We start from the raw sequence: 26291 nt of genomic DNA on the forward strand, positions 1-26291 counted from the left end.
GTATTCAAAAGACTGTTCTTTTGTTCAACTCTACTTTATTATTTCATTATATAAAATCGAACCCTCAAAAGGTGGTCATCTATGAATCAAATGCATGGTGTCGTATATCCGGTGACATATCTCGGCTTCAATCTAAAGGGACATCTCTCACGCATGTTCAGCAGGCTCACGGCAATCATCCCGGCCGAGGACTGTATGCCATTTTCCGCTTCGTCGGACCCGAGCAGCATGAAATTGTCTTATATCTCGCCATGCCCGCTAGGTGACAGGCTCCAATGGTTTAATGGGTTCATAAGGTCGATTACAAGCTGGGCAAGAGATGTAGACCTTGAGGCCATAAACCTTGGAGGTCTCCTTGACAGCGAATCCATACCTGAGATCATAACCTCCTTAAAAAAAAGCAGGAAGGACCCGCTCCTTAAGGCCCAAATCCTTTTAAGGCTTGCCCACAACCACGACCGCAATGAAGATGAGGCGGAAGAGTCACTTGTAAGGCTCAAGACAAAGGAGATGGTGCTCAAGGACATACTCCTCGGCGAACCAGCCATCGGCCGAGGGACCGGACCTGACAAGATGGCCCAAAGACCCCTTGCAACCACGGTGACGGTTTCAATACCCTCAAAGCGCCTTGCAGCATGGTCTGAGCTCTGGACAAGGGCCAACCTCGAAGGGGTATCGCCTGTAGGCATCGGCATAGACGTAAAGGACCTCATGGACAAGGCATATGAGTCATTGACCGGAACACCAGCCATAGACCTCTTGGCCCTGAAGCTTCCAATTGATCCATCAATCGATGTCAGTGCACGGCCCGAGATTAAAAAAGGACTCGAAGACCTGGCCGCGGCCGTTTCTTTACTGACAAAAGAGACGACGGAAGGACTGCGAGATGGGGCCGAAGGGGTTGCCGACCGGCTCAAACAGGATGCCTTAAGGCTTTCCGGACTCTGGGACGGCCTTATTAACGGCATGGAATGCGGGCCTATCATTGGTCTGAGCCTGTATCCCAGGGTCTCCTTCGACGAATTGCTCCTAAAAGCGTCCGGCGGATGTCCGCCGACCCCGGGACATAACGGCCAGACTGGATGGTCTTTTTATCTCTATTGAACGCTACATGCACAACCGCCTGCCAGACAGCATCCCTTGCCCGCATGGCCCCTACAAGACCGGGGCGAGGACCGTCCGCCTTGCAGGAACGCCAGCCCAGCCACCTGTGCCGGGGGCATGTGGCATGCTGGACGACCTTACACCGCAACCGACAAAAGTTAACGCTTAATTGAGAAACAGGATTATCCGGCAAGGCGGGTCAAGGCGTCGTCTAAACTGATCCCTTTTATCAAAAAGATCTTGTCCCTTGACCCGGCGCCAGCCTTAAGCTTTACATCGCTCCTTCCGACTTTGAACAGGCTGGCAAGAAACCTCCGGCATTCCTCGTTGGCCGCACCGTCAACCGGCGGAGATTTGACCTTGAGCTTTAGCGCTTCACCGAATACCCCGGCAAAAGACGTAACCGATGCCCTTGGTTGTACATGAAGGCTAATGATTACGCCTTCTCCTTGGACCTCCCTAATGTAACCAGATGTCTTCACTATTGAATTTGGATACGTCCGCAAAGGATTGAGCCCAATCCCTGCAACTCTTCAAAGGTCTTTGTAAAGGCATCCCAGTCCTTGTTGTCGATGATCCTGCGAAGCCCTTCCGCCTTTCTGAAAAACCTCTCAAGCGCATCAGCCGAATATGGGTTGGCCATCTGGATATGGGCGTAAAGCCTGGGGTCCTGCTGCGAAAGTCTCGCCAGCACCTTAAGCTGCTGCTCGAAACTCGGAGTTGAGAGGTCCAGGATATCTCCAGGATCTATCCCATCTTCCATAAGCGCCATTCCAAGACTCATGACAAGAAGGTGATTAAGGGCCTGGACCCAGGCCATGGCCCTGTCATGCAACGCCGCGTCGACCACGCGGACCAATGCCCCATGGGCCCTCAAGAGCCCCTCCCACCAACCCAACCACCTCCTGCCCCTGCCTGGGCAGAGCGCGACCCTTCTACCGGCTATCGACTCCTCGGATGGACCAAAGAGCGGATGCGTTCCAACCGTCTCCGCTTGAGTATATTCAAGCATCAGGGCCACTTGCCGCTCCTTGAGCGAACACAGGTCGGTCAAAAAGGCATCTGGTCCCAGGATGGGCCCCACCCGCCTTACGACATCGTCAAAGGTCGTCATGGGCACTGATAGCACGACAACATCGCAGCGTCTCGCAATCTCCTCAGGGTCAAGACCGCCGTCCAGGTCAGAGAGGAGAACGGTCAGGCCAGCCCCCTTGAAAAACCTTTCAAACCACCTGCCCATACGGCCATGGCCCCCTATGATACCGACCAAAGGAGAGACCTTGGACCCGCAACCGCCGCTCATGCCCGTATCGCCCTCAGCCGCAGGAGATGATCCGCAAGCACGATCCTGACCATGGCCTGGCATACAGGCACTATCCTTGGGATAGCCGATGCATCATGGCGTCCGCCGATGATTATATCGACTGGCCTTGCGCCTGTGTCTATGGTCTTTTGGGTCATTGAAATGGAAGGTATCGGCTTTACCGCCGCACGACATACGATCTCGTCTCCATTTGAGATGCCTGCAAGTATACCGCCGGAATTGTTTGACAAGAACCCATCAGGGCCTATCTGATCGTTGTTCTCCGAACCGAGCATTAAGGCAGCCCTAAAACCAGACCCTATCTCTACACCCTTTACCGCCCCTATGGACATAAGCGCCTTGGCAAGATCCGCATCGAGCTTATCAAACACCGGTTCCCCCAAACCAGACGGGCAGTTGCGCACACTCACCTCCACAATCCCGCCTACCGAGTCGCCTCTTGAACGCGCATCCGCCACTCGCTCTTCCATCCTGACAGAGGCCTCATGGTCAGGACAGAAGAGCCGGTTCTGCTCGGCCGCCCGGAGATCACGCCTTTCGGCCCACACGCCACCGAGACATACCGTATACGCCGTCACCTCTATTCCCGCTGTATCCAATACCGCCTGGGCAACGGCCCCTGCAGCCACCCTTGCCGCGGTCTCCCTCCCTGAGGCCCTGCCGCCGCCACGATGATCCCTTATGCCGTATTTTTTGAAATAGGTGTAGTCACCATGACCGGGTCTGAAGACGTCTTTGAGTTTATCATAAGCCGCACTTCTTGCGTCTTCATTTCTTATGAAAAGCGAGATAGGCGTCCCTGTGGTAAGACCTTCAAAGACACCGGAAAGTATCTCTACCCGGTCCATTTCCTTCCTTGGGCTCTCAATTACACCACCCTTTCCTGGCCGCCGCTTATCCAACGCCTCCTGTATCGCAGCCTCAGTCAAGGGGAGTCTAGGCGGACACCCGTCCACTACCACACCGATCGCAGGGCCGTGGGACTCTCCCCAGGTCATTATCCTGAAGACCTCACCAAACGTATTCCCAGCCATAGCCTTAAACCCTTATAATTTTATTCATTATTTCTCTAGCTATCTCATCTGGAGACCTGCCATCCGTATCTATAGAGATGTCTGCCCACCTTCTATAAAGGGGTGTCCTTGTGCAGAGTGTCTCTTTTATCTCGTCCTCAAGCGACCATCCTGCCGCCAGCGCCGGCCTTGATGCCTCTGTCGCGGGGTCGGCCTCAAGCCTCCTGAGGATCGTCTCGATCCCGGCCTTGAGCCAAACCACTACGGCATTTTCCTTGATCAAAGGCCATACAGCATCATGCATCACCGCACCGCCGCCACATGCCACGACAAGATTCCTGGCTTGATCCGCGGCCTCCGCAAGGGCATCCCGTTCTCTCTCTCTGAAATATCTCCATCCACGGCCCTTGACTATCTCCTTGATCGAAACCCCTTGTTCAGCAACGATCCGCTCATCAAGGTCCCAAAAATCCCAGCCGAGGACCCGAGAGAGTGCATGTCCGACGCTGCTCTTGCCGACCCCGCGATAACCTATGAGAAAGACCTTTTGCACCATTTTTCAATAGAGGTCCTTCCAAAGCTCCCAGAAGGATGGAAACGACTTGGCCACACAATCAGGGTCCTCGATGACAACGCCCTTGACCTTTAACCCGGCGACGGCAAAGGCCATGGCGATGCGATGGTCGTCATAGGTCTCAATGCCTGCGCCGTGCATGGATCCACCTCCGTGTATGATGAGCCCGTCCGGGAGCTCTTCAACCCTGACGCCGAGCCTGGCGAGCCCTGCTGCAACGGCCCTTATCCTATCCGTCTCCTTGATGCGCAGGTGGGCCACATTTTTTATGTGCGTCACACCCTTTGCAAACGCCGCGGTGACAGCAAGGGTCGGCACCACGTCGGGCATCTTCACCATGTCTATCTCAACCGGCAGCAGCGCGCCGTCAGCCGGACCCTCGACAGTCACACCATTAGAGCCCTTCTCCACCCTGCAGCCCATCCTGCCAAGGACGTCTGCAAACCAGGCGTCCCCCTGCAATGAATGCTCATGGATATTCAAGACCCTTACCCGCCCGCCCGTAACGGCCGCTGCAGCCCAAAAATAGGATGCACTCGACGCGTCCCCTTCGACCTGATAATCAGCTGCGCGATAACCCCCTTGCGGGATTAAAAAACGCCCATCCGTCTCCAAGACATCCACGCCGAATGAGGACATCACGGCAATGGTCATGTCCACATACGGCCTTGAGACCAAAGGGCCTGCAAGCTCGATTACGGCCGGCGTCCGAGCATACGGTCCGATCAGCAGCAGGGATGAGAGAAACTGACTGCTCTTGGCGGCAGAGAGCCTGACTGCACCGCCTTCTAGGCCTTTCGCCCTTATCTCCACCGGCGGACAACCTGTGCCGTTTATGCTCCGCGCCTCAGCGCCCCAGACGTTCAGGGCGTCGAGCAGGGGTCCTATCGGGCGTTCTTCCATGCGCCTTGAGCCAGTAAGCCTGTAGACGCCCTTACCAAGCGCCGCGAACGAGGCCAAAAAACGTATGCCAGTTCCATTGTTGCCGAGATAGAGTTCATTGGCGCAAGGCACAACCTCTCCGCCGGTCCCGTCTACAACCCAGACCTCTCCAACCTCTTTTATCCTTACCCCGAGCGCCCTCAAGGCCTCTCTCAAAAGCCGCGTGTCTTCGCTGTCAAGCGGATCAGCAAGCCTGCTGCGGCCCTTGGCCAAGGCGGCGGCTATGAGGGCCCGCTGCGTGATGCTCTTCGAGCCCGGCACCCTGACCTCTGACGAAAAAGACGATGAAACAGGCGTAATTTCGATATGTCCTGCCATTGCTTGCCTTTATTTTTATTTTTTTTAAGATTAAACTATAATTGTTGGTGCTTGCAAGGCGCAAGTTTCAATTTCTCCGCCTGACACACGCGGCCGACCGGGGAAAACAAGGAGGCTTAAATGAAGATAAAGATTAAGAGGGTGTACGACCCTGTCTCAGCGGATGACGGCAAGAGGATCCTTGTAGACAGGCTATGGCCGCGCGGCATAAAAAAATACAGTGCAGCGATTGACGAGTGGCTGAAAGACATCGCTCCCAGCAATGAACTGAGAAAATGGTTTTCCCATGACCCCTCCAGATGGGCTGAATTTAAAGAGAGATATATCGAGGAACTCAAGCAGAAACGGGATGTGCTCAAAAGGCTTAGGATGGATGCGAATAAAGAGGGAATAACCCTTATATTTGCAGCAAAAGACACGAAACACAACAACGCTGCTGTGCTCATGGAACTCATCGGGCAGATGCAGGCATAAGAAGGGATGTTAACTAAAGTTAACCAAGCGGAATGCCGATAAAAAACAAAAAGGCCTAAAGGCTCGGGGGTTGCGATGTCATTGACCATTAATCGCGGCAGTCTTTGCAGGGGCTTTACACTTATCGAGATGGCCGTCGTCCTTGTGATCATAGGGCTGCTCATAGGTATAGGGTCAAGCATGATAGGACCGCTCACCAAGAGGGCGAAGCTCATGGAGACCAGGGAGACGGTCAAGACCGCCTACGAGGCCGTCATGGGCTATGCGGCGCAGAACAAGAGGCTGCCCACTACAACACAATTCACCCAGCTCGGGGTCAAGACCTCCGACAGTTACGGCAACCCCTTGAATTACTATATATGGACAGGTACAGACCTCTGCACGTCCACCGGCACATATCTCACGGTCAACGACGCCTCCAATGGCACGGCGATCACAAAAGACAAGGTGGCCTTCATCCTGATTGCCAACGGTGAAAACAGGTGTAACCAAACGGGCGCAGCATCGCCGTTTTACATATACCAACAGGGCGATTCAGGGGCGGTTTCATATCCAGGATTCCCGTCCGTGCCTGCGTGCCCCGCCGGAGGTGACTACGACGACATAGTCATGTATGCAGATATCGACACAATCAGGGGGCAGATATGCCAGCCCTTCACTATTACAACCTGGTCTCTCCCCATGGGGACTGTGAACCAACCATATCAAAACGTAACACTGACGGCTGCGAATGGAACACCTCCATTTACATGGACTTGTCCGGTATTGCCGGCGGGTTTGAGACTGGACCAGAAAACCGGCGTTATTTCAGGCACGCCGACACAACCAGGCAGCTATCCAGTAACGGTCCAGGCCTGCGACAGCGACGATGGGCAACAGCATATCCCATGTGTCCAGCCGACAGCCAACCAATATAGATATGCTACAACGACACTGTCAATTACAATCAATCCTTCCGGTGGTGGTGGGGGGCCCACTAGCTGTAGCGATTGCGGCCCCAACTATTATGACAATTATGGGCAATGTAAAAAAAACTGTCTTTTTTGTCGCCAAAGCTCCTGTGGAAGCATAAAGTGCTGGCAATGTAGTTTTTAGGCAAATTTTTGCGGTTGAAATATCCGCGCATAAAAGACCACAGACGCTATTTCCGCGGATCTCGCCCGTCCTCTTCAACATCCCATTGGAGAATAACAAGCTTGACATGACCGCCGGTATACCTGTAAAAACAATAAAGAGGATCTGAATCTATAGAAAATACTAAGGAGGCGTCCGATGGTAGAGGTCAAGAAGATACTTTTCCCGGTTGACTTTACGGAGAATTCAAAAAAGGTCTTGCCTTATGTAAAACACTTTGCAAGGGCATTCGCCGCACACATCACCCTTATTCATGTAGTCAGGGGCCCTGATGAATTCAGCGGCTTCGAGCTCGGATCTGCATGGTGGAGTTCCTTTGAAAAGGAGGTCATGGAGGGGTCGCGGGCGGCTATGGAGCACTTCATGACCGAAAACTTACAAGATTACAAAGACATCGATTACATGATACTGATGGGTGATATAATCGAAGAGATCAATAAATTTGCGGTCGAAAAAGGGGTGGACCTGATTATCATGGGGACCCATGGGAGAAAGGGCCTCGAAAAGGCTGTATTTGGGAGTGTAGCCGAGGGCGTGGTCAAATATGCAGCCTGCCCTGTCCTTACAATAAATCCATTCAAGATCAAATCCTAACCGGATGCCGGCTGGCCTGGAGACGGGCTTGCAAGAAAACGCCAACCCGTCTCCATCATCACGCGAGCCGGCCGCTGCAGCCCAAACCCACATGCCCCCTGTTGCGAATCGGTCCATAGACATGTGACCACGGTCATCACCACCCATATCAACGCTGATTTTGACGCCGCGGCATCCTGTCTGGCCGCAAGCAAGCTCTATCCAGGGGCCAGAATCGTGTTCCCCGGTTCACAGGAACGGGGACTCAGGGAGGTTTTGCTCAAATCAGGCGGATGCTTTCCTGACACAACCGCCTTGAAAGACATAGATCTCAATAAAATAGAGCTCCTTGTCGTGGTGGACACACGGCAGAGGGCCAGAATCGGCGTATTTTCAAACCTCTTGGACAGATCCGATGTAACGATACACACCTATGACCATCATCCACACTCCAGGGACGACATAGCGGCGGATAAGACGTATTTTAAGCCTGTTGGGGCGAACACCACCTTAATGGCCACGCTTCTCAGGAGGCACAGGATCAGGATCACACCTTGCGAGGCCACATTCCTGGCACTTGGTATCTATGAAGACACAGGGTCTTTCACCTTCCAATCCACCACACAAGACGACCTGAAAGCCGCCTCCTGGCTCCTTGAAATGGGCGCCGATCTGAACGTGGTCAGAGAGACCTTGGCCCACAAGCTCACCCCGGAACATATAGCCTTGATGGATGAACTATTGACCACCGCCGTCAACTACACAATAGCCGGCATCCCGATAACCATCGCAAAGGCGACTGCGCCGCGATATATTGAAGACCTATCTGTCCTTGCGCATGAACTTATGGACATGAAGGGCCTCAATGTCCTCTTCCTGATGGCGCTCATGGAGGATCATGCCCTTATCGTCGGCAGGAGCCGCGACCCAAAGGTCAATGTAGGCGAGATATTGAAGCCGCTCCGAGGCGGCGGGCACCCGATGGCCGCATCCGCCTCAGTCAAAGGCGCGACACTAACAGAGACAGAGGAACGGCTTATCTCGGAGATATACAGACAGCTCGGCGCTGAGCCATTGGTAAGGGACATAATGTCCTGTCCGGCGCTTTCTGTAACGCCCGAGACGCCTATCTATGACATCCACGACACCCTTACACGCTATGGCATAAGCGTGGTTCCTGTAGTTCAAGAGGACAAAGTGCTGGGCCTCATCTCGCGAAGGACGGTCGAAAAGGCCATTTATCACGGTCTTGCAGCCCAACCAGCCAAGGAATACATGACCACCGACTTCGAGACGATAGGTCCCAATGAAACCCTCGGCCGTGTCAAAGAGCTGATAGTAGAAAAACGCCAAAGATTTCTACCCGTGGTTCAGGATAAAAAGATAACGGGCGTGATAACCAGGACGGATCTCCTGCAGATATTGAGCGGTGATCCCTCTCGAAGGCCTGAACCGCTCATCGAAGAGAGATGGCAGGACAGAAACGTCTCATCGCTTCTACACGGCGAATGCAGCAAAAATATACTGGACATCCTCATGGCCGCCGGGGAGACGGCTGAAAGGGAGGGCTTCCAGGTCTATGTTGCAGGCGGCTTTGTAAGAGATCTGCTCCTGCGCCTCCCAAATACGGATGTAGATCTCGTGGTGGAAGGAAACGGCATAGCATTCGCCAAACGCCTTGCAGAACGATTTTCGGCAAGGGTACGGGCCCACGAAAAGTTTCAGACCGCAGTGATCATATTCCCGGACGGCTTCAAGGTAGATGTGGCGACTGCCCGCTGGGAATACTACGAATACCCGGCCGCCCTGCCGACCGTAGAGCTGTCTTCAATAAAACTCGACCTCTATCGGCGTGATTTTACGATAAATGCCATGGCGATAAAGTTGAACCCAAAGGAATTCGGCATGCTCATAGACTTCTTCGGGGGACAGAGGGACCTGAAAGAAAAGACCATAAGGGTCCTGCACAGCCTGAGCCTCGTAGAAGACCCTACAAGGGTCTTTAGGGCCATAAGATTTGAACAGCGGTATGGATTCAAAATAGGAAGGCATACGCTGAAACTTATCGAAAACGCCGTCCGCCTGAATATCTTTAAAGAACTGTCCGGCAAGCGCATCTCAAACGAGCTCAAGCTCATCCTAAATGAGGCTGACCCTAGACCGGCGCTGCAAAGGGCCCAGGAGTTAGGGCTCCTAGGCGTCATACACCCTGGCCTCAGACTGACGGGGCCCATCCTTGGCCTACTTGTTAGGCTTTACGAGGTCCTGGCATGGTATGACCTCTTGTTTAAACCCGAAAAACCGAGGAAATGGATTGTCTATATGCTTTCTTTGTGTGAAGGTCTTAAACTGGAGGAGGTTGCACAGGTCGCAGACAGGCTCGGGCTTGCCGGCCGGGAAAGGGCGCTCCTTACCAACGGATTTGCAGCTGTGAGAAACGCGGCATGGCGCCTCGCTGAGATATCCGAGCCGAGGCCGAGCCTTATCTATTCGATCTTAAAGCCGCTGGATCTTGAACACCTGATCTACATGATGGCGAGGGCCAAAGATGATGCTATAAAAGAATACATCTCGCACTTTATAACCTCGCTCATGGATAAAACCCCGATACTTAAGGGGGACGACCTCAAGGCAATGGGCCTTGTCCCGGGCCCGGCGTTCAAGGAGATCTTAAATAGGTTGCTGATGGCAAGGCTGGATGGCAAGGTGGAGACTAAAGAAGATGAGATGGAATTTGTAGCGAAGGAGTTTGCCTGCCCGATGGGCAAAACTACAAAAGGCGAGATAGATGGCTATGCCCCATGACTTCAGGAGATAGATGGCTCAATGAAATTAACAATAAATGGCGCGGTCATCCGCGCCATTTATTGTTAACGTTGGCCCAACCGTATCTCTTGACTGCCTCGCGGAGGTTGTCATTCCGAAGACTTTATGTGTTTCCCATGCCGGATCCCGAGAAGGCGTCCGATGATGACGGCAACGAGGCAGCCAAACGGCAAGATTTTTAGTAGATGCTCAGATAATTTTTATGCTCCCAATCCGTGACGGCTATCCTGAAGCTATCCCACTCTTTTTCCTTGGCCTCTATGTATTTTTCATAGATGTGGTCGCCTAACGTTGCCTTGGCGATGGGATTGGCCTTAAGCTCCTCCAACGCCTCTTTGAGCGAGCTCGGCATGCTCACGATCTTTGCGGCCTCTTTCTCTTGATCGGTCATCTTGAAGATGTTTACATCGACGGAATCAGGCGGTGTGAGCTTGTTTTTAACGCCGTCAAGTCCGGAATTGAGCATCATGGCAAAGGCGAGATACGGGTTGCAGGTCGGATCAGGACACCTGAGCTCGCACCTTGTGGAAAGGCCGCGGGCAGCCGGAATCCGGATAAGGGCGCTCCTGTTGGCCGCTGACCACGCCACATAGACCGGCGCCTCATAACCAGGGACAAGCCTCTTGTATGAATTCACAAGCGGATTTGTGATGGCTGCAAAACCCCTTGCGTTCTTCATGAGGCCCGCGATGTAATGCCTGGCCGTCTCGCTCAATTGAAGCGGCGCCTTCGGGTCAAAAAAGGCATTGGTCCCATCCAGATTGAACAACGACTGATTGGTGTGCATACCAGATCCGTTTATGCCGAATACAGGCTTCGGCATGAAGGTGGCATGAAGCCCATGTCTTCTCGCGATGTTCTTTACGACCCATTTGAAGGTCACGGTATTGTCCGCACAGGTCAGGGCGTCCGCATATTTGAAGTTTATCTCATGCTGACCCTCAGCCACCTCGTGGTGAGAGGCCTCTATCTCAAAACCCATGCTTTCAAGGGTATGTATGATCTCCCTGCGGCAGTCGCTGCCATAGTCCTCGGGATCAACGCTGAAGTAGTTCGCCACATCCTGGGTCTCTATGGTCGGGTTGCCACAATCGTCCAGATTAAAGAAGAAAAACTCCAGTTCCGTCCCGACATTAAGCGTGTAGCCCGCCTTCTTGGCGCCTTCCATGACCCTCTTCAAGTTTACACGGGGGCAGCCTTCAAACGGGGTCCCGTCAGATTTATATACATCGCAGATGATCCTTGCGGCGGCCACCCCGTCCTTTGTACGCCAGGGCAGGATACGAAACGTATCGTAATCAGGTTTGAGATACATGTCTGATTCCTGGATCCTGACAAAACCATCAATGGATGAGCCGTCAAACATGATGTCCCCATCCAGGGCCTTTCCGATCTGGCTCCTGGGAATGGCGACATTTTTCATAAAACCGAAGATGTCACAGAACTGCAACCTGAAGAAATGAACGTTTTCCTCTTCCACCAATTTCATTATCTCGTCTCTGGTCATTTTCCTGCTCCTTAGGTTTTTTGTATTATCTAAACTTAATAGAAAATCTTTAGCTATAGGCCGTCTCACTGTGCTCGCTCAGGTCGAGCCCCTCTATCTCGGCAGAATCGGCCAATCTTAGACCCATAATACCGTCTATAGCCTTAAACAATATCAGGCTCACTGTAAAGGCATAAAATGCAACCACGGCTATGGCGGCTATCTGTATTGCAAGGAATCCGGCATTGCCGGCGAACAGGCCGTCCGCCCCGGCCGGATTTACGGCCTTTGATGCAAACAACCCGACGCAAAGGGTGCCGATTACGCCCCCAAGCCCGTGTATCCCGACCACATCAAGGCTGTCATCATAAAACCAAACCTCGGCTTGAGCGCCACGGCAAAATAACAGCATACACCGGCGGCAAGGCCGATAAGCACGGCGGACCCAGGACTGACAAAACCAGCTGCGGGCGTCACTGTGGCAAGACCCGCCACGGCCCCTGACGCCGCGCCCAGGGTGGTGGGCTTGCCGCGATGCCGCCATTCCACCGCCACCCACATGGCCATACCGGCCATCCCTGCAAGATGTGTCGCTACAAAGGCGGATGCCGCCACGCCGTTTGCCGCAAAGGCGCTCCCTGCGTTGAAACCGAACCAGCCAAACCATAAAAGACCGGTTCCCATGAACGTCATGGGCAGGTTGTGGGGCATAAACGCCTGTGTCCCATAGCCCCTGCGTTTTCCTATTGCAATGGTTGCGGCAAGGGCGGCGGCCCCTGAACTCAAATGCACCACAAGCCCACCTGCAAAATCCAAAACGCCCATCGACTTAAGCCATCCACCCGAACCCCAGACCCAGTGACACACGGGCAGATATACAAATGTAGTCCAAAGGATGGTAAAGGCGACAAAGGCTGAAAACTTCATCCGCTCCGCAAAGGCCCCGGTTATAAGCGCAGGGGTGATGATCGCGAACATGAGCTGGAATGCACAGTAGAGGAGACCCGGGATGGTTGCTGCATATGGCCCGGGTTTAAGCCCCACACCGTTTAGAAACGCAAGGTCAAAGTTTCCTATAAGACCGGATACATCCGGGCCGAACGCAAGCGAATAGCCGTAAAGGACCCATATAATAGAGACTATCCCCAGGCTTATAAAACTTTGCATGATGGTCCCCAGTACGTTTTTGGAACGTACGAGCCCGCCATAAAACATGGCAAGCCCCGGGGTCATAAACATGACAAGGGCAGATGCAATCAACATAAACGCCGTATCACCTGAATTCACAAAAAATCCTCCTTATTTTTGTTGTTGTTATGATGATGCAAGCGCTATGCCGATGTTTAATTAACTGTTTTTTAAAAATAAAAAAGCAAAAGATATAAATTAATTACAATTTTGTATTGTATAAAATACAAAATTGTAAATTTTTAATCTTGATCAACTAAAATAAAGGACCAGATAATAGGCCCCCATCATGAACAGGCCTATCGGGACGCCTATAACCGCCCATGCCCTGCTCGATATCCCAAGCTTTGACGCGGAGATAATGTTTGGGATATTGCCTGGTATCAGCATACCGCCTGATATTATCAGGCCCATCATGACCCCTTTTATCTGTCCGATGTCCATATGAGGGCTTAGTTCCGCGGCTGCAAGCGTGGCGTTATCAAGGACGGCGGAAGACATGTTGACCCAATAGAGCACTCGTCCCGGCATTTTGGTGATATAGGCATCGATAAGGGGTTTGAATCCAGCGCCCAGCAGTATCAATGACATGACAAAGAGATAGACCTTTGCCGCCCTTAACGCGATAATCCTGTAAGATTCTGCGTAAAACTCCGACAGGCTCTCGGGCCGTTCGACCTCTTTACCCCGAAGAAGCCCACCGAGAAGGGCGATAAAAAGCATCCCTGGGATGATATATGCCCCGATAAGTCTTAAAAGAAACAAAAACCCCACGTCATACGCCCCGCCATGGAGTTTTGCCATCGCTATTGTGGAAAGCGGCTCTCCTATGGGGGTAAGCACCGCACCCATGCCTATTGAGAAACAGGCAAGGATTGTAAAGATTGTCTCGTATTTTTTATCAAGGTTCAGTGCGCTTACTATCTCACAGAGTATCAGTGCGGCGATTATCGCGGTGATGACGCTCGATATCATCCCCAGAGAAAATATAGTTATAAATGCAAAAAACCTGGGGCCCATCCGCTCTTCGAGATATGCTATTCTTTTTTTAATGGTCTCCTGAAACACCCTGAAAAGGAAACCGAAGGCAAGCGTCGCCAGAGAGATCTTTATGGGCTCCGTAAGGGATAACTCAAGGAGCTTAAGGCTCCAGGCAGGCTCAGGGCCAACAAGATGTGAAGAGGTGACAGCGGCGACCGCCATGACAAAGAGGAAAAGCTCGATATTGTGTTCGATCCTTTTGACCAGGAGGGGCAAAAAAAGGATGATGGAAAAACAGGCCAGAAGAATATAATTGATCATGTGTATCCTTATTTTTGAGGGCAGGGATCACCCCCACCCTCAAAAAATTGAGATTAAGCCGTCAGATCGCCGTCTCTCCGATCTCGCCTGTACGTATCCTTATAACATTATCAAGTGAATAGACAAAAATCTTGCCGTCTCCGATCTGGTCGGTCTTTGCGGACCTTTCAATCGCAGAGAGCACCTTGTCCAGCATACTATCCGGAATAACCACCTCTATTTTTATCTTCGGGAAAAAGGAAATATCATATTCCGCCCCCCTGTAAAGCTCCATGTGGCCTTTTTGCCTGCCAAAACCCTTGACCTCGGTCACTGTCATGCCCTGAATCCCTATGCCATTAAGGGCATCCTTGACCTCATCAAGCTTGAACGGTTTTATTATCGCTTCTACCTTTTTCATGGACTGTCTCCTCAATTACCTGTTGGTTTCACGGATCGCAAAGTCAGGATAGGCCCTGACAGCCACCTCGGCCTGGTCGAGACCTTCAATCTCCAGCTCCCGAGAGACCCTCAGGGGGATTATCTTGTCAAGCAATTTAAAGAATACAAACATCATAACGAATACAAACACCGCATTTGTGATAACACCCGCGACCTGCGCGACAAACTGCAATGCATCCCCATAAAAAAGACCTTTTACAGCGCCGGTTATGCCATTAAGCCCGTCGCCATAGGTGCCGTCAGCGAACAGACCCAGGGACAGAAGTCCCCATGCGCCATTGACCCCGTGTACAGATATGGCCCCCACCGGGTCATCAACCTTCATGACACGTTCTACAAAGAATACGCTTATACAGAGAAGCACCCCTGCGATCGCCCCTATAATCACCGCTGAAACAGAATTTACAAAGGCGCAGGGCGCTGTAATCGCGACCAGTGCTGCAAGCAACCCGTTTGCCGACATGGATATGTCAGGCTTTCCATAGAATATCCACATGTACAGCATTGAGGAAAACGCCCCTGCCGCCGACGCCAGCATGGTATTTACAGCTATTACACCGATTCTCAGGTCTCCACCTGCGAGCGAAGAGCCTGCATTGAATCCAAACCACCCGAAGGCGAGGATAAAACACCCGACTATCGCCATCGGAATATGATGGCCAGGGATGGCGTTCGGCCTTCCATCAGCCCTGAATTTGCCGAGTCTGGGGCCCAGAACGATTGCGCCTGCAAGCGCCGCCATACCACCTGTCATATGGACAACCGATGAACCGGCAAAGTCGAGCGTACCATGGCCTAGGCCGAAATTTTTGCCAAGTTGGGACAGCCAGCCGCCGCCCCACACCCAGTTGGCATAAAGCGGATAGACAAACATAGCGATAAAAAAACCATAGACAACGAACGATTTAAATGTCCACCGCTCGGCCATTGCGCCTGTGGGTATGGTCGCTGTCGTATCCATAAAGACCATCTGAAAAAGAAATAAAGTAAAGACAGCGGCGTCATAGGTATCTCCAGAGAGGAAAAACCCCTTTGTCCCGAATAGTCCGAAGTCTTTGCCAAAAAGATGGACTACAAACTCGCCGTTTAATGTCCCTGCGCCGCCCAGTGTGGCAACGCCCCCACACCACCCATCTGGAGCGCAAAACCGCATAACCAGTAGCCGAGCATCCCTATGACGTAAATCATGAAATTCATCGCCATGGTGTGCCCTGCATTTTTGGCCTGCGTGAAGCCCGTCTCGGCCATCGCAAAACCTGCCTGCATGAACATGACCAGAAAGCCGCAGATCAGGGTCCAGACAAAATTTATCGCGATCCTGTTGTGCCCGGTCACGTCCGCCAGTTTTGCCGCAAGGGGCTCCTTCGGCCCAAGGGTCTTGAGATCATCCGCAGTCGGGGCGCCTGAACTTGCACCGATCACATCCGATGCCCCGCCGATGCTGGCGCCAGACGGATCGGCCTTGGCCACGGGAGCGGCAGGAGATGCCGCTGCTGGTTGAGCCAGTTGCGATGGTTCAGGCAGGCTGGATGGGGCAGGGCCGGGCTGTTGAATGCCTTCATCGGCAGAGGATATACCTGCCACACATACCAAAAAAATCGCCAAAATTAATATACCTGATAATCGTTTCATTTATATTCTCCAGATTTAATGAATTTGTTTAGAAACTTAAGCTTGCCGAAACGCCGCCATAGACGAAGCTATCATCTTTTTGGTTATGGCTCCTCCACTTCATGTCGTTTGATGCATCGCCTGAGAGTGGGAAGGACCAATTAATGCTAGGGGTAACGGTTAAATATTTGGCGAGAGGTATATCAAGCGCCGCAGAAACTAGGCCATCATGGAAGTTATTGTATTTATCAGTGCAAATCCCGTTCCGGCGGCATCGTGAATCCACCTTCGGGTAGGCGCCAGCATCCTCAGATATGAGATAGCTTGCCTGGGCGCCAAGGTTCAATGTGATCTCGCGGTACACAGGAATGGAATGGGAAATGGCCGCTGTGATGTACCAGCTTGGATAGTGGGCGAATTCCCTGTAAACTGTAATAGTCGGGGAAAGAAATGTATCAAGCCCTGCGCTCAGGAATATCTCCTGGGAATCATCCACGGAATCAAGGGCATAATAGATATAGCCGCCATTTAGCTTGACCGGACCAGCCGAGGCGCCATACGAAATGGTCGTGTCGGTCTCTGTCCATTTAGTTTTGAGCTGTCTGCGTGCCGGTCTGTATCCATATTGCCCCACATGTTATAGGTAAATCCCTTGTAGCCTATCGTCATGGACGGCTCGATGACCATGGAGTCATGACTCAGCTCCTGTCCACGCCATATATACTGGCTCATAAGGGCCACGCTTAAATTCACCGTGGGCCTCTCTTCAACCTGTCCTGACTGTCCGGCCTGCGTGGCCGCAGGGCCGCCTTCTTCGGCGCCTGCGGCAAGCGCGCACATGAGAAAAAATAGCCCGAACACACCAGCCATCATCTTTTTCCACTCGAATTTCCACATAACATCCCCTCCTTTTTATAATGTTTGTCTATTCAAACTATTTATTATTCAAAAAATGTGCCTGAGATCCTGATATAGAAATCGCCTTAAAAAACAATCGGATATGAACTATTTAAAATTTTATTTACAATTTTGAATTTTTTTGAATACAAATTTGTCGTCAAATGTAAGGCACGCAGATCCTGAGGAATGAGGTGTACTCCACATTTCGATATGTACGTTCAAATATGCCTCAGGCCCGCGCTTGTATAGCTTACATCCCTACCTCTTGACATTTGCACATTTTTCTTTTAGAAGTCGTGATACTCTTTGAAACTAAAGAAGAGGTAGTATTGTTCTAGTTTTTAAGTCTTAAAGAATTCTTAAAGATCTAGTTTCCGGAGATTGCAGATGAAAACACCCCTGCCAAAGGTGGATGAGATTGAACGAAAATGGTATGTAGTCGATGCAGGTGGCCAGCCCCTTGGACGTCTTGCCTCCCAGATAGCCATGCGGCTGAGGGGGAAACACAAAGCCACATTTACCCCACATCTCGACACAGGCGACTTTGTCATTGTTATAAACGCCGCAAAGGTCAAACTCACTGGCAAAAAAATGGACAAAAAGATATATGTCAGGCACTCAGGATATATGGGCGGCCTCAAAGAGATCACCGCTCGCCAGATGATCGACAAAAAACCAGAAGAGGTCATACGCCTCGCCGTAAAGCGGATGCTGCCGAAGACAAGACTTGGAAACAGCCAACTTAAAAAGCTCAAGGTATACAAAGGCCACGAACACCCTCATCAGGCCCAATCACCTGAGGCGATCAAGCTCCTTAATAAATAGAGAAATAAAAAAAGGAAGACTTTAAAGATGGCACAAGATAAATATTACGCCACTGGAAAGAGAAAGACCGCCACCGCCAGGGTATGGTTAAAAATCGGGAGCGGAAACATATCGGTAAATGGCAAGACATTTGATGATTATTTCAAGTCTGATGTGGCAAGAGTGATAGCAGAAAAACCGTTTGCAATAACTGAAACTCATGACAAATTTGATGTAACCGTTAATGTAGGCGGGGGCGGACTCGCAGCCCAGGTCGAGGCCATTCGTCACGGGATTGCCAAGGCCCTCCTACAAATAAACCCGGACTACAGGTTGCCGCTCAAAAAGGCCGGGCTCCTGACGCGTGATTCAAGATTGAAAGAGCGCAAGAAATACGGCTTGGCTGCGGCAAGAAAACGTTATCAGTACTCTAAGCGTTAAGACGCTTTTTTGATAAGAGGGATGCCCAAACCTGAAAAGGAAGGAATGCCCCCTTCCTTTTTGTTCAATTTAATCCATTCCTAACGAACGATGCTGCGAATTGCGATAATCGGCGGATCCGGATATACTGGGATCGAGCTGTTGCGCCTGCTAAGGGGCCACCCTAAGGCCAGGGTCGTTGCCGTCACCTCCAGGAGATTTGCGGGCAAATTGCTGGCAGATGTATTTCCTTCGCTCTACGGCCTCTATGATGGCCTTGCCTTTTCAGAACCAGATATCGGATCGCTGGCCGGAGATATAGACGTGGCCTTCACCGCCGTACCGCACAAAGCGGCTATGGCGATAGTGTCCGAACTCCTTGAAGCTGGGCTAAGGGTGATAGATCTTTCTGCTGACTTCCGCCTCCGCGATCAAAAAACATATGAGGCGTGGTATGAACCGCACAGCGCCCCGCATCTTCTTTCCCATGCGGTCTACGGACTGACGGAGATCTACAGGGCGAAGATAACTGCGGCTAGGCTCGTCGCAAATCCTGGCTGCTACCCCACAAGCGCCCTTCTGCCCTTAATCCCGCTCCTAAGGGCCGGGCTTGTAGACCCCAAGGATATAGTCATAGACTCCAAGTCAGGGGCCAGCGGGGCCGGACGGAATCCATCGATCGGTACCCTTTTCTGCGAGGTCAATGAGGCGTTCAAGGCATACAAGATCGGGGAGCATCGCCATACCCCCGAAATCGAACAAGAGCTCTCTCTGGCGGCCGGGACGGATGTCGTCGTAAACTTCACCCCGCACCTTGTACCAATGTCAAGGGGAATCCTGACGACGATATATGCAAAACCAGCCAAGGCCGCCTCTACATCGGAGTTGATTGAGGCCCTGAGGGTATTTTATCAAGACAGACCATTTGTCCGTATACTGCCTCAAGGCCTCTTCCCGGACGTCTCTTCCGTAAGAGGCAGTAATTTCTGCGACATAGGGCTCAAGATCGAGGGCCGGACAAACAGACTTATCATCATATCCGCCATAGACAACCTTGTAAAAGGGGCATCTGGCCAGGCAATCCAGAACATGAATATCATGCACGGGATCCCTGAAGCCGCAGGCCTTGATGCGGCCCCCCTATTTCCCTGAAGACACCAAAAACCTTTCTTGCCTGTCATGAGGAACATCAAGCTTACCATTCAATATGATGGATCACGCTATCACGGCTGGCAGAAACAAAAAGACAACCCCACCATCCAAGGGCTTCTCGAGGATGTACTCAAGAGGATGACCGGCGAGATGATAAGGCTTATCGGCTCAGGCCGCACGGATGCCGGGGTGCATGCGGCGGCACAGACGGCGAATTTTCACACCATGAGCAATATCCCTCTAAGCGGTATCCAAAAGGGCATAAACAGCATGCTCCCCGATGATATTGCCGTCATCGCGGCCGAAGAGATAGACGATGACTTCCATGCATTAAAAGATGCGGTCTGCAAGCGTTATTCATATCACATTGTCTCATCGCCAGTCAGGCTTCCCCTTTGGGAAGGTCGGGCGTGGGTGATAAACCAGCCGATTGATGCAGACGCTGTCAGGCAGGCCTTGGCCTTCCTTACCGGTGAGCACGATTTTTCTGCATTCAAGGCGAGCGGCTGCTCAGCGAAGACATCGATCCGCAGGATATTCTCCGTTGATTTCAAACAGATATCCATTGAATTTCCGCCTGCCGGCGGCATTCATTATATCTTCACTATTGCCGCAAGCGGCTTCCTCCGTTATATGGTAAGAAATATCGTCGGCGTCTTGGTCATGATAGGGACAGGCAAGATCAGGCCAGATGAAATGAAAAGGATCATCTCATCCAAAGACAGGTCCATGGCCGGACCGACCGCGCCGCCCCAGGGCCTTTATCTGGAAGAGGTGACTTATTGAGGTCGCCGAGGATTGCAAACTGAAACGACAGCGGCCGAAATGACTACTTAAAGGAGATGATAATGATTTTTACCCCTCCCCTTGCCGAACGCGTCAGAAACCTGAAGCCATCGCCTACCCTTGCCATAGATGCAAAGGCAAAGGCGTTAAAGGCCGAAGGGGCCGACATCATAAATCTCTCGGTCGGCGAACCCGATTTCGACACGCCTGAACATATAAAAGAGGTGGCAATAAAGGCCATAAAAGACGGCTTTACCAGATACACGGCAGTTGGCGGCATCATGGAGCTGAAACAGGCCATCATACAGAAATTTCAAAGGGATTACGGACTTGCTTACCGCCCTGAAGAGGTGATGGTCTCAACTGGCGGCAAGCAGGTCTTATACAACATCGCCCAGGCCATTCTTGACCCGGGGGATGAGGTCATATTGCCAGTACCCTATTGGGTCTCATATCCGGCCATAGTGGAGCTGGCGGGTGGTGTAGTAAAATACCTGCCCACAGACCCTCAAAGGGGTTTTGCGCTTGACATCGGCGCGATCGGGACGATGATCACGAACCGCACAAAGGCCATCATCTTAAACAGCCCCTCAAATCCGACCGGCGCTGTGTATGGAAGCGACGAATTGAAGGCCATAGCCGAACTCGCTATGGAACGGAACTTCATGATCATTACCGATGACATATATGATGCCATACGTTTCGACGGCAAAGGACCCGAAAATGTGGCGTCCCTTGTACCAGAGGCAAAGACGAATACCTTGATCGTAAACGGCGTCTCCAAGACCTATGCCATGACGGGCTGGCGTATAGGTTATCTTGCGGGACCGGAGGCCGTTGTAAAGGCCGCAACCAAGATACAAAGCCAGAGCACCTCCAACCCCAATTCAATTGCCCAAAAGGCAGCGCTGGCTGCCCTTACAGGCCCTCAAGACTGCGTAAAAAAGATGTGTGCCGCCTTTAAAGAGCGCAGGGATCTCGTCATGGAGAGATTGAACGCCATACCAGGGGTAAGCTGTGTGGAGCCCAGCGGTGCGTTTTATGTCTTCCCGGATCTATCGCCTTACTATGGCACACGGACCTCTGGAAAGACTATAGAGGGATCGCTCGACCTTGCCGACTACCTCCTAGATATGGCAAGACTTGCAGTCGTTCCAGGTATCGCCTTTGGGGACGACCGGTTTGTACGATTTTCTTACGCGGCCGACATTGCAACCCTGAAAGAGGGCATGGACAGACTGGAAAGGGCGCTTTCAGCACTCAAGCCCTGAAACGAAACGCCCTCCTGATGTAAAATGGGTTTAAACATCAAACAATTTCCTGCAGCCCGGCCTTACGCCAGACCGCCGGATGGATTGAGAAAGATTAACGGCCTCTTGCTGCACGTTTTGCAGCCTTCAGCGGGTTTATCTTCTTGCCGGATTCGTCCTTTGCCACCTCCACCTTTACATGGGTAGCAAAATTACAGATGCCCTTCCGCCATTTCATGGCAGGCTGCGAATAAACCGAGCAATATTCCTTGCCCTCCCAGGACATTATCCTTGCGCATCCCTTGCATTTATCTATTATCTCCTCACAAAGGATGCCCTTGAACATCATCGTCCCTGTTGAAGCACCCGTGGTAGTTACATGTTCCATATCATCGCTCCTATAAGAGGTTACATCCTTAAGTTAGAATTAAGGAATAATTTTTAATATATGCCCCTATATATGTCAAGTTATGGGCCAGCGGGTCATAGACAACCCATGGCGAAACGCATCAAATCGGTAAATGGACACTGGCCTGCCGGGCGATCTTGATAAGACATGGCGAAAACATTTTTCATAAAGTCCATTTGACATCGAGATCTTTTAATTTATTTTAAACCTGATCAAAAAACACCCTCGGGTAATAAGGTAAACGATATGGAAAACCCCCAAAAGTACTGCTCCGCCTTTTTGCAAGGGCCTGTCGTCATACTAGACAGAAAAAATGAAGAGGGCTGGCCCGTAGTATTTGCAACAGGAAACGTCAAAGATGTCCTTGGTTATTCCATAGAAGAGTTTGAAAAGGGCCTGATCCGCTATACCCAGATCATCCATCCCGAAGACCTGGAGAGGGTCAAGATCGAGACGGCACGCTGTTCAGCCTCTGGAGCCAACCACTTTAGACAAAATCCCTACAGGCTCATCACAAGGGAAGGAGGGATCATCCATATACTGGATTTCACCACCATTGTTCGGGACGAATCGGATCGTATCATCAACTACATCGGTTACATCATAGACGTGACTGATATGATAAACAAAGAGGCCGAGATCGAGAGAGGCAACCAAAGGCTCAAATTCGTCCTTGAAGCGGCAAATCTGGGCACTTGGGAACTCGACGTGTCTTCGCGAAGGTATGTGGTTGACAGCATGTGGGCCAAGATGAAGGGCTTTCTGCCCGAAGAGGTAAGGCCATCCCTCGACTTTTGGACGGAATTACTCCATCCGGAAGACAAGAAAAAGACCCTTGACACCCTGGAAGGTCACATTACAGGGCGGACGGAGGTATATGACGCAGTATATCGCATAAGGGCCAAAAACGGCCGATGGATATGGATACACTCCCGCGGAAAGGCCATGGGAAGAGACAGTGACGGAAGGGCCCTAAAGATCATGGGCATCCATGAGGATGTGACGCAGCACTATGAACTCCTACACAAACTTGAGGAAAAGGAACGGGAGATAACCGAGGCATACCGTTTCTTTCGACTCACAATAGACAACATCCCTGATATGATCTGGGCAAAAGACATGCAAAAACGCTATATCTTTGCAAACAAGGCGACCTGCGACTTCCTGGGTGCAAACGACCCTGATGAACCTATCGGGAAGGATGATGTGTTTTTCGCCGAGAGATCCCGCGCCCAGAGGCCTGACCGGCCAGACTGGCATACATTCGGCGAGATATGCCAAAATTCCGATGAAGTGGTTATGCGAAACAAACGCAAACAGCACTTCGACGAATATGGAAACGTAAGGGGCAAATTCCTGTTCCTGGATGTATACAAGGCGCCTTTTTTCGATGAAAATGGAAAGATTATAGGGACGGTAGGCGCCGGCAGGAATGTGACCAGAGAAAAGGCCTTGGAGATGGAAAAGGAGGAGATGGAAAAACAGCTTCGACAGTCCCAAAAGCTGGAGGCAATTGGGAGGCTGGCGGGCGGCATCGCGCACGATCTCAACAATTTCCTTATGCCCGTACTCGGCTATTCGGAGATGGCCGCAAGGCTTGTAAGGCCTGGCGATGTAATGCATCAATACATAGCCGAGATCAAAAGGGGCGCCGAGCGGGCGGCTAAAACAGTCAGACAGATACTCGCCTTCGCGAAAAAACAACCCTTCACCCAAAAGCCCATTGATCTCAACAGCCTGTTGAGCGATCTCAAGGGCTCGCTCTTTAAATCGCTGGGTGAAAACATAGAAGTAAAACTGAATCTCTGCGTCGATCTGCCGCGTATCATGGCCGACGACTCACACATAGAACAGGTGATAATGAATCTGGTCATAAATGCTAGAGACGCCATGCCGGATGGTGGGACCATCACTATAGAGACCGCCAAGGCCAACAAGGGCTTTAACGGACAGATAGACGAATATGTATTGCTGTCTGTTGCCGATACGGGCTGCGGCATGACAGATGAGATCAAGCATAAGATATTCGAGCCATTTTTTACCACCAAACCTCTGGACAAAGGCACTGGTCTCGGTCTGTCTATGGTCTACGGCATCGTCAGCCGCCTAGGGGGTAGAATAGAGGTCTTCAGCGAACCAGACAAGGGCTCAACTTTTAAGATCTACTTCCCCACAGCACCAAAGACGGAGATCGAAGAAACAGGATCGCTCCAAGGATGGGATCTTGACCAGCCAACCAAACCGCAAAAAGAACTTTATATAGCAGTGGTGGACGATGATGAGATGATTTGCGACCTCATTTCATCGGTACTGAAGACAGAGGGTCACAAGGTCTTGACCTTCACGAAGCCGGAACAACTCCTGAAGGCGGCGGAACAGGACAGACCGGCGCTCGAGCTGCTGATCACCGATCTAATGATGCCCGGCATGAACGGAAAGGAGGTCTTTAAGAGGCTTAAAGGGCTATATCCCTGCCTTAAGGCGATCTATATGTCAGGCTATGCACAAGACACTGCCGATGGCCCCGACCAAGAGGCCGTCTTCCTGCAAAAACCATTCGGCATAAAAGAGCTTCTCGATGCAGTGAATAGGGCATCCCGAATAGATTAAATTATGGATCGCATCGTGAGAGACGCCCTTAGGCTAATCACTCCCACTCTATGGTCGCCGGGGGCTTGGAACTTATATCGAAGCAGACCCTGTTCACCCCGCGCACCTCGTTTATGATCCGGTTTGAAAGACGCGCAAGGACATTATAGGGGAGCCGGGTCCAATCCGCAGTCATGGCGTCTAGGCTGTCAACCGCCCTTATTGCGACCACGTGTTCATATGTCCGCTCATCCCCCATCACGCCTACCGTCCTGATAGGAAGAAGTACCGCGAATGCCTGCCAGACCTTGCGGTACCAACCTGAGGTCTTTATCTCCTCCATGACTATCGCGTCCGCTTCACGGAGGATCGAAAGCCGCTCTTCAGTAACATCCCCGAGTATCCTTATCGCAAGGCCGGGGCCGGGAAACGGGTGTCTATATATGAGCTCATCCGGCATCTTGAGTTCATGAGCCACCTTTCTCACCTCATCCTTAAAGAGTTCTCTCAGCGGTTCAATCAACTCTAGCCTCATCACCTCAGGTAGCCCGCCCACGTTGTGATGGCTCTTGATTACCGCGGACGGCCCTTTAAACGACACACTCTCTATTACGTCAGGATACAGGGTCCCCTGGGCCAGGAACCTCACATGGCCGATGCGGCCCGCCTCTTCTTCAAATATGCGGATAAACTCCTCACCTATGATCTTCCGTTTCTTTTCAGGCTCTGTAACACCTTTAAGCCCTTCGAGAAACCTCTTTTCCGCATCCACATAATGGACCTTAAGCCCCAGGTCTTTTAGAAAGGCAAGAACCGCTTCCGCCTCGCCCTTTCTTAAAAGTCCGTTGTTTACAAATATGCTGGTCAGTTTTTCTCCTATGGCCCTGTTGACGATGAGGGCCGTGACAGTGGAATCCACCCCGCCTGAGAGTGCGCAGATAACCTCTTCCCTGCCAACCCTCGCCCTGATCTCCTCGACCGTGACGGCCACAAAGGACCCCATATCCCAGATAGGTTTGCAGCCGCAGACCCGAAAGAGGAAGTTGCGGATGACGTCCTCGCCTATCTCGGAGTGGACCACCTCCGGGTGAAACTGGACGCCGAATATAGGAAGTTTTTCGTGCCGCATCGCGGCGACCGGGGAGGACTCGCTCCCTGCGATGCTGACAAAGCCATCTGGCATGGCCTCGACCCTGTCTCCGTGGCTCATCTAGACCTTGTGTGTGGCAGGGGCCTGGGCCAGTCCCTGGAATATCTCGCCATGTTCTTCTATGGTAAGCCTTGCGGGCCCGAATTCCCTGTGATCGTTCTTTTCGACACGCCCGCCCAGAAGGTGCGCCATAAGCTGCATGCCGTAACAGATACCAAGAACAGGGATCCCAAGCTCAAAGAGTCCTGGCGATACCTTGGGCGACCCAGAGTCATAGACGCTTGCCGGCCCGCCTGAGAGAATAATCCCCTTTGGCGCCATCTTCCTTATCTTTTCAAGACCCAGGCTGAATGGGTGCATCTCGCAATAGACCTTGGCCTCGCGCACGCGCCTTGCGATGAGCTGGGTGGTCTGTGAACCGAAATCAAGTATGAGTATCCGCTCGCTGTGTATATCTTTCATCTGGGCCTCCAGACCGTAGGTTGTGAACTTTAGAGGTCACCTTATAAGCGCCTCTTTTT

The 26291-nt window shown here is 51.7% G+C and carries 24 protein-coding genes and 3 pseudogenes; 13 read left to right on the plus strand and 14 right to left on the minus strand.

Annotation, left to right across the window (positions count from 1 at the left end; translation table 11 throughout):
- Positions 1 to 81: 81 nt before the first annotated feature.
- Both ACP5SG_RS00430 and ACP5SG_RS00435 read left to right on the plus strand, forming a co-directional pair.
- Positions 82 to 1104 (plus strand): hypothetical protein, encoded by a 1023-nt coding sequence (locus ACP5SG_RS00430; RefSeq protein WP_237889128.1) that lies wholly within the window; start codon positions 82 to 84, stop codon positions 1102 to 1104.
- Between the two features lie 7 nt (positions 1105 to 1111).
- Entirely contained in the window at positions 1112 to 1273 is a 162-nt protein-coding gene (locus ACP5SG_RS00435) for a hypothetical protein (RefSeq protein ID WP_428120945.1), read from the plus strand.
- A 13-nt stretch (positions 1274 to 1286) separates the two neighbouring features.
- Here ACP5SG_RS00435 and ACP5SG_RS00440 read toward each other — a convergent pair whose 3' ends face one another.
- From ACP5SG_RS00440 to aroA, 5 genes are read right to left on the minus strand one after another with little or no spacing between them, the layout of a single operon-like run.
- Positions 1287 to 1586 carry a DUF167 domain-containing protein gene (locus ACP5SG_RS00440; protein ID WP_237889127.1) on the minus strand — a complete coding sequence of 100 codons (300 nt, stop codon included), beginning with the start codon at positions 1584 to 1586 and terminating at the stop codon, positions 1287 to 1289.
- Entirely contained in the window at positions 1586 to 2407 is an 822-nt protein-coding gene (locus ACP5SG_RS00445; RefSeq protein WP_237889126.1) for a prephenate dehydrogenase/arogenate dehydrogenase family protein, read from the minus strand. The genes ACP5SG_RS00440 and ACP5SG_RS00445 overlap by 1 nt, the downstream gene beginning before the upstream one ends.
- The gene (gene aroC, locus ACP5SG_RS00450) at positions 2404 to 3462 is read right to left on the minus strand and encodes a chorismate synthase (protein ID WP_237889125.1); all 1059 of its coding nucleotides are present in this window, start codon (positions 3460 to 3462) and stop codon (positions 2404 to 2406) included. The genes ACP5SG_RS00445 and aroC overlap by 4 nt, the downstream gene beginning before the upstream one ends.
- A 4-nt stretch (positions 3463 to 3466) precedes the next feature.
- Complete coding sequence (locus ACP5SG_RS00455) at positions 3467 to 3997, minus strand: shikimate kinase (RefSeq protein ID WP_237889124.1); 531 nt, start codon at positions 3995 to 3997, stop codon at positions 3467 to 3469.
- A 3-nt stretch (positions 3998 to 4000) separates the two neighbouring features.
- The gene (gene aroA, locus ACP5SG_RS00460; protein WP_237889123.1) at positions 4001 to 5275 is read right to left on the minus strand and encodes a 3-phosphoshikimate 1-carboxyvinyltransferase; all 1275 of its coding nucleotides are present in this window, start codon (positions 5273 to 5275) and stop codon (positions 4001 to 4003) included.
- Positions 5276 to 5395: 120 nt separating this feature from the next.
- Here aroA and ACP5SG_RS00465 point away from each other — a divergent pair, with 120 nt between their 5' ends.
- The 5 genes from ACP5SG_RS00465 to ACP5SG_RS00485 all read left to right on the plus strand — a co-directional run bounded on the left by ACP5SG_RS00465 (position 5396) and on the right by ACP5SG_RS00485 (position 10261).
- Positions 5396 to 5749, plus strand: coding sequence for a DUF488 domain-containing protein (locus tag ACP5SG_RS00465; protein WP_237889122.1), 354 nt, complete (start codon positions 5396 to 5398; stop codon positions 5747 to 5749).
- Positions 5750 to 5824: 75 nt separating this feature from the next.
- A complete protein-coding gene (locus ACP5SG_RS00470; RefSeq protein WP_428120953.1) occupies positions 5825 to 6844 on the plus strand; it encodes a putative Ig domain-containing protein in 1020 nt (339 codons plus the stop codon).
- Positions 6845 to 7021: 177 nt separating this feature from the next.
- Positions 7022 to 7477: a universal stress protein gene (locus tag ACP5SG_RS00475; RefSeq protein ID WP_428120956.1), complete on the plus strand. Its 456-nt coding sequence runs from the start codon at positions 7022 to 7024 to the stop codon at positions 7475 to 7477.
- A gap of 4 nt (positions 7478 to 7481) precedes the next feature.
- The gene (locus tag ACP5SG_RS00480) at positions 7482 to 7604 is read left to right on the plus strand and encodes a hypothetical protein (protein ID WP_428120959.1); all 123 of its coding nucleotides are present in this window, start codon (positions 7482 to 7484) and stop codon (positions 7602 to 7604) included.
- A complete protein-coding gene (locus ACP5SG_RS00485) occupies positions 7601 to 10261 on the plus strand; it encodes a CBS domain-containing protein (protein ID WP_428120964.1) in 2661 nt (886 codons plus the stop codon). The genes ACP5SG_RS00480 and ACP5SG_RS00485 overlap by 4 nt, the downstream gene beginning before the upstream one ends.
- 199 nt (positions 10262 to 10460) lie before the next feature.
- Here ACP5SG_RS00485 and glnA read toward each other — a convergent pair whose 3' ends face one another.
- The 7 genes and pseudogenes from glnA to ACP5SG_RS00520 all read right to left on the minus strand — a co-directional run bounded on the left by glnA (position 10461) and on the right by ACP5SG_RS00520 (position 17207).
- Positions 10461 to 11789 (minus strand): type I glutamate--ammonia ligase, encoded by a 1329-nt coding sequence (gene glnA / locus ACP5SG_RS00490; RefSeq protein WP_237889118.1) that lies wholly within the window; start codon positions 11787 to 11789, stop codon positions 10461 to 10463.
- Positions 11790 to 11838: 49 nt separating this feature from the next.
- A pseudogene (locus ACP5SG_RS00495) lies at positions 11839 to 13055 on the minus strand (ammonium transporter).
- Positions 13056 to 13208: 153 nt separating this feature from the next.
- Positions 13209 to 14258: a DUF1646 family protein gene (locus tag ACP5SG_RS00500; RefSeq protein WP_424661770.1), complete on the minus strand. Its 1050-nt coding sequence runs from the start codon at positions 14256 to 14258 to the stop codon at positions 13209 to 13211.
- Between the two features lie 61 nt (positions 14259 to 14319).
- Entirely contained in the window at positions 14320 to 14658 is a 339-nt protein-coding gene (locus tag ACP5SG_RS00505) for a P-II family nitrogen regulator (protein WP_428120970.1), read from the minus strand.
- A gap of 15 nt (positions 14659 to 14673) precedes the next feature.
- Positions 14674 to 16331 (minus strand): annotated as a pseudogene (locus tag ACP5SG_RS00510) (ammonium transporter).
- Positions 16332 to 16359: 28 nt separating this feature from the next.
- A complete protein-coding gene (locus ACP5SG_RS00515) occupies positions 16360 to 16806 on the minus strand; it encodes a hypothetical protein (RefSeq protein WP_428120973.1) in 447 nt (148 codons plus the stop codon).
- Between the two features lie 32 nt (positions 16807 to 16838).
- Positions 16839 to 17207 carry a hypothetical protein gene (locus tag ACP5SG_RS00520; RefSeq protein WP_428120976.1) on the minus strand — a complete coding sequence of 123 codons (369 nt, stop codon included), beginning with the start codon at positions 17205 to 17207 and terminating at the stop codon, positions 16839 to 16841.
- A 390-nt stretch (positions 17208 to 17597) separates the two neighbouring features.
- Between ACP5SG_RS00520 and rplM the strand changes: the two genes are divergently transcribed.
- The 5 genes from rplM to ACP5SG_RS00545 all read left to right on the plus strand — a co-directional run bounded on the left by rplM (position 17598) and on the right by ACP5SG_RS00545 (position 21643).
- Positions 17598 to 18035, plus strand: a complete 438-nt coding sequence (rplM, locus tag ACP5SG_RS00525) for a 50S ribosomal protein L13 (protein WP_237889113.1) — start codon at positions 17598 to 17600, stop codon at positions 18033 to 18035.
- 27 nt (positions 18036 to 18062) lie between these two features.
- Positions 18063 to 18455 (plus strand): 30S ribosomal protein S9, encoded by a 393-nt coding sequence (gene rpsI / locus ACP5SG_RS00530; RefSeq protein ID WP_237889112.1) that lies wholly within the window; start codon positions 18063 to 18065, stop codon positions 18453 to 18455.
- A 90-nt stretch (positions 18456 to 18545) separates the two neighbouring features.
- Positions 18546 to 19586 carry an N-acetyl-gamma-glutamyl-phosphate reductase gene (gene argC, locus ACP5SG_RS00535; RefSeq protein WP_424661773.1) on the plus strand — a complete coding sequence of 347 codons (1041 nt, stop codon included), beginning with the start codon at positions 18546 to 18548 and terminating at the stop codon, positions 19584 to 19586.
- 27 nt (positions 19587 to 19613) lie between these two features.
- Entirely contained in the window at positions 19614 to 20372 is a 759-nt protein-coding gene (truA, locus tag ACP5SG_RS00540) for a tRNA pseudouridine(38-40) synthase TruA (RefSeq protein ID WP_424661774.1), read from the plus strand.
- A gap of 62 nt (positions 20373 to 20434) precedes the next feature.
- On the plus strand, positions 20435 to 21643 hold the full coding sequence (locus ACP5SG_RS00545) for a pyridoxal phosphate-dependent aminotransferase (protein ID WP_237889109.1): 1209 nt from the start codon (positions 20435 to 20437) through the stop codon (positions 21641 to 21643).
- A 94-nt stretch (positions 21644 to 21737) separates the two neighbouring features.
- On the opposite strand, the gene ACP5SG_RS00550 is transcribed toward ACP5SG_RS00545, so the two are convergent.
- Positions 21738 to 22010 (minus strand): PxxKW family cysteine-rich protein, encoded by a 273-nt coding sequence (locus tag ACP5SG_RS00550; protein ID WP_237889108.1) that lies wholly within the window; start codon positions 22008 to 22010, stop codon positions 21738 to 21740.
- Between the two features lie 267 nt (positions 22011 to 22277).
- Here ACP5SG_RS00550 and ACP5SG_RS00555 point away from each other — a divergent pair, with 267 nt between their 5' ends.
- Positions 22278 to 24641, plus strand: coding sequence for a PAS domain-containing protein (locus tag ACP5SG_RS00555; protein ID WP_428120984.1), 2364 nt, complete (start codon positions 22278 to 22280; stop codon positions 24639 to 24641).
- Between the two features lie 37 nt (positions 24642 to 24678).
- On the opposite strand, the pseudogene guaA reads toward ACP5SG_RS00555, so the two are convergent.
- Positions 24679 to 26232: pseudogene (gene guaA / locus ACP5SG_RS00560) on the minus strand (glutamine-hydrolyzing GMP synthase).
- Positions 26233 to 26291: the final 59 nt, after the last annotated feature.

Source organism: Dissulfurimicrobium sp. (assembly GCF_049968175.1).
In the GTDB taxonomy this organism is placed as follows: domain Bacteria; phylum Desulfobacterota; class Dissulfuribacteria; order Dissulfuribacterales; family Sh68; genus Dissulfurimicrobium; species Dissulfurimicrobium hydrothermale.